General features: G+C 43.2%; 4 protein-coding genes. 1 reads left to right on the plus strand and 3 read right to left on the minus strand.

The genetic code is table 11. From position 1 onward, the window contains the following. Nucleotides 1–92 precede the first annotated feature (92 nt). The 3 genes from AB4496_RS23690 to AB4496_RS23700 all read right to left on the minus strand — a co-directional run bounded on the left by AB4496_RS23690 (nucleotide 93) and on the right by AB4496_RS23700 (nucleotide 2,740). Nucleotides 93–1,310 (minus strand): EAL and HDOD domain-containing protein, encoded by a 1,218-nt coding sequence (locus tag AB4496_RS23690; protein WP_009848798.1) that lies wholly within the window; start codon nucleotides 1,308–1,310, stop codon nucleotides 93–95. Nucleotides 1,311–1,433: 123 nt separating this feature from the next. Further along, a complete protein-coding gene (gene lpxH / locus AB4496_RS23695) occupies nucleotides 1,434–2,168 on the minus strand; it encodes a UDP-2,3-diacylglucosamine diphosphatase (RefSeq protein WP_102257835.1) in 735 nt (244 codons plus the stop codon). 77 nt (nucleotides 2,169–2,245) lie between these two features. Next, nucleotides 2,246–2,740, minus strand: a complete 495-nt coding sequence (locus AB4496_RS23700) for a peptidylprolyl isomerase (RefSeq protein ID WP_004734582.1) — start codon at nucleotides 2,738–2,740, stop codon at nucleotides 2,246–2,248. Between the two features lie 190 nt (nucleotides 2,741–2,930). Between AB4496_RS23700 and cysS the strand changes: the two genes are divergently transcribed. Beyond that, nucleotides 2,931–4,316, plus strand: coding sequence for a cysteine--tRNA ligase (gene cysS, locus AB4496_RS23705; RefSeq protein WP_102257836.1), 1,386 nt, complete (start codon nucleotides 2,931–2,933; stop codon nucleotides 4,314–4,316). The last annotated feature ends 96 nt before the right edge of the window (nucleotides 4,317–4,412 follow it).

Consider the following 4,412-nt stretch of genomic DNA (forward strand, 5'->3'; position numbering starts at 1 on the left):
GTTAAGAGGCCATAAATGAATGTGTTGGAGTTTATCAAGAAACGACTGCTCACCAAAGCTGAGTTTCGATTGAAGTTGCTGTGTGACGTGAACTATTTCAAAGTAGGAGACAGCAGGTCTTGGGCCCAAGAGGTTGCTTCGTCATAAGCTTGACCTAGCTCTGCTTCGTTGAGTTTGAGCAGTTTACGAATGCGCGTTGCTTCATCCCAGCGAGCTTGTTCATAAGCTATGACCATCGCCAAAATGGCACCTAATATACCCTTGCGCTCAATCAAGGCTTGTTTAATCTCATCATCGATCGGCACCGAGTCCAGTACTTTTACTAACGGCAGATCGAATAGGGAGTCGAGCAGCGAGAACATGCCAGTTAAAAAGGCTTGCCCGGGCTCAACCTTAACGTTCATTTTCTCGACCAACAGTTCACATTGGCGCGCGCGTATCACGGCTAAACCATAAAGTGAGTCTGGTTTATCTTCTTTCGCGGATGCGATAGCAACCAGTGACACTAGCTTACGTAGTTTTTGTTCACCAAGATAAACAAGCGCTTGGTGGAATGAACGAATCGGTGTTGATGAGCCACCAGCGGAGTTTACGTAAGAGAGCAGCTTATACGACATAGTCATATCAAGGGTAATCAAACGCTCTACTTCGGCAAAGTTGATAGGATCGTTGGCAATCTCTTTCAACAGTTGAACAATGGTTAAAAAAGCAGGGTTTAATGCGCGAGTTTGGATCATCTCCGGCTTACTGAAAAAGTAGCCTTGAAAGTAGTTAAACCCGGCTTGGATTGCTTCTTGGTATTCTTCGTGAGTTTCTACTTTCTCCGCTAGAAACTCGATATTCAAGTCTTTCAGAGTGTTCATGAACATCGCAGCTTTAGCGATTGAGATCAAACGTATGTCGAATTTGATAATTGATACGTAAGGTAAGAAGCGTTTCCATGCTTTGCTAGGCACAAAGTCATCTAACGCGATCGTGTAACCCGCATCATAAATTGTGATGATGGCTTCTAGCAGTTCGTCTGTTGGCTCACAGTCTTCCAGTACCTCGACAACTAAGCTCTCTTTCGGAAATAGAGTCGGGACTAGGTTAACCAAGCTTGCATATGGAAAATTAACGAATCCAAGCTTATCGCCCAATGTATTATAGTGGGTAGATAAGAAGTGGTCGGAAAGCAAACGGCTAGTAGCGAGCTCCGGCTCTACTTCAGGGAAAGTGTTCTTAGGACCATCCCTAAATAGCAACTCGTAACCTATGGTCTTCTTGTCTGCATCGAGTATTGGTTGACGCGCTACGTATGAATATTTCAACTTGGTACTGTGTTCGGTTTATTTTTGATAGACAAATAATAGCTAATTCAGGAGAAATTACCATATACAAGTGAAGAAAATCTGACCGATGATAATAATAAAAGTGAAAGTTTAAGCGTGATGCTAAAAGCGATTGCTAAACTCGCGATTCTGTAGTTCAAAACTTTGCGGAGTGAACACCAGAACTGATCCTTGGGTATACCAATCACCCAATACGATACGGGTTTTAGTGCAATTACTAGCACTATAGGAGTGTATGTTTGGACGGTGAGTATGACCGTGGATCATCAAATCGACGTTGTGTTGTTTCATCACATTTTCGACTTCTTGCTGTGTTACATCCATGATATCGAGTGACTTTGTCTGCTTGTCATCTTTGATATCAGACTGAACCTTGGAGACAATTTTCTTTTTGATAAAAAATGGAATTCTATTAAAGACCCATTGTAACCAGGGCTGATGAACTTTTTCACGAAAGGCGAGGTACTTTATATCTTCGGTACACAGAGTATCACCATGCAATACCACTGCTTTTTGTCCGTAGATATCGATAGTAGACACTTCATCTAGAAGTTGTACGCCTGTTTGTTTCGCAAATTTTTTGCCAACTAAAAAGTCCCGATTGCCTTGTGTGAAATAGCAAGGTACGCCAGTGTTAACTAAGTCTATAAACGTTTGGCGAATTGAATTCGCGAACTCGCTTGTATCGTCGTCACCAATCCAGAATTCGAAAAGATCACCCAACACGTAGAGTGCATCCGCTTCTACGGCCTCATTCTTCATGAAGGTTAAGAAGCAGTCTGTGATGTCTTGTCGCGACGGAGCAAGGTGTAGGTCTGATATAAAATATGTTTTCATAGATCTAAAAAAAGGGAGCGATTCGCTCCCTATATCCTGATTTTATCGGCTCATCAATACTAACCGAAAGCGGTGAATTAAGCTTCGATTGTAGTACCAGTGATGATCACTTCTTCTAGAGGTACGTCTTGGTGCATACCCATAGAACCAGTGCTAACACCTTTGATCTTGTTTACGATGTCCATGCCTTCAACAACTTCTGCGAATACACAGTAGCCCCAACCGTCTAGGCTTTCGCTACGGAAGTTTAGGAAAGAGTTGTCGTTAACGTTGATGAAGAACTGAGAGCTCGCTGAATGCGGTTCCATAGTACGAGCCATTGCTAGCGTCCCCACTTTGTTCGCTAGGCCGTTGTTTGCTTCGTTCTTGATAGTCGCGCGAGTTGTTTTTTCTTTAAGGCCAGAAGTCATGCCGCCGCCTTGAACCATGAAACCATCGATAACACGGTGGAATAGCGTGTTGTCGTAAAAACCGTCACGGCAATACTGTAGGAAGTTTGCGCTTGTTTCTGGTGCTTTTTCTTCGTTAAGTTGAACTTTGATGTCACCAAAATTTGTGTGAAGGATGATCATGATTGTTACCTTACTGTCTTTTTAATATGAAGTTCGAATTCTAGCGCATGTTGGCGGACTTTCAAATCACCAAATCATTAACTTAACTCGGATGTTTGAGGTAATTCCTGCTTTGGGGGATTACCTATTAAGGTATGACTTGTTATACTGCGATCTTATTTTTGATTAATCCATAAAATAGATAGAGATCATGCTGAAGATATATAACACGCTCACAAGACAGAAAGAGGAATTCAAACCAATTACAGCTGGCAAAGTCGGTATGTATGTCTGTGGGGTAACCATATACGATCTCTGTCATATTGGTCATGGCCGCACGTTCGTTTCATTTGACGTGGTAACTCGTTACCTGCGTTACCTTGGTTACGATTTGAATTTCGTTCGTAATATCACTGATATCGATGACAAAATCATCAAGCGCGCTAATGAAAACGGCGAGTCTTGTGACTCTCTGACTGAGCGTCTGATCGGTGAAATGCACGCGGACTTCGATGCATTGAACATGAAACGCCCAGATGTCGAGCCTCGTGCGACTGAATTCATCACAGAGATCATTGAGTTAGTAGAAAAGCTAATTCAACGTGGCTTTGCTTACGTTGCAAGCAACGGTGACGTGATGTTCGAAGTTAAGAAGTTTGACGAATACGGTAAGCTTTCTAAGCAAGATCTTGACCAGCTTCAAGCGGGCGCCCGTGTTGACATCGATTCTGCAAAACGTAGCCCGTTAGACTTTGTTCTTTGGAAGATGTCTAAGCCTGGTGAACCGACGTGGGAATCGCCATGGGGTCCAGGTCGTCCAGGTTGGCACATTGAGTGTTCAGCAATGAACTCGTCTATTCTTGGCAATCACTTCGATATTCATGGTGGTGGTTCGGATCTACAGTTCCCTCACCACGAGAACGAAATCGCACAATCTTGCTGTGCACATGGCACCCAGTATGTGAATACTTGGATGCACAGTGGCATGGTGATGGTAGACAGAGAAAAAATGTCTAAGTCACTGGGTAACTTTTTCACTATCCGTGACGTACTTCAGCATTACGATGCAGAGACAGTTCGTTACTTCCTAATGTCTGGTCACTACCGTAGCCAACTAAACTACAGCGAAGATAACCTAAATCAGGCTCGTGCATCACTTGAACGTCTCTATACATCACTTCGTGGTCTAGACGTTACCGCAGCCCCTGCTGGTGGTGAAGAGTATGTGACTCGTTTCTCTACAGCGATGAACGATGATTTCAACACACCTGAAGCTTATTCAGTGCTGTTTGAAATGGCTCGTGAAATCAACCGTATCAAGACTGAAAGCATAGAAAAAGCAAGTGCACTAGGTGCGTTGATGCGTGAACTGGCAGACATCATCGGTATTCTTCACCAAGATCCAGAAGCTTTCTTGCAAGGCGATACAGCAGGTAACGATGACGAAGTCGCTGAAATCGAAGGCCTAATTAAGCTACGTAATGACTCTCGCGCTTCGAAGGATTGGGCAAATGCCGATCTTGCACGTGATAAGCTGAACGAGCTAGGTATTGTTCTGGAAGATGGTCCAGAAGGTACGACTTGGCGTCGTAAGTAAATCTTATAAAAAGGGCTGATTTTCAGCCCTTTTTTCTAGCAAAAATTCTCTAATTTCACCTTTTTATCTTCAACTTTTAATTAACAGGAATATTTC

The sequence above is a fragment of the Vibrio sp. 10N.222.46.A1 genome (assembly GCF_041473595.1).
GTDB lineage: Bacteria > Pseudomonadota > Gammaproteobacteria > Enterobacterales > Vibrionaceae > Vibrio > Vibrio tasmaniensis_A.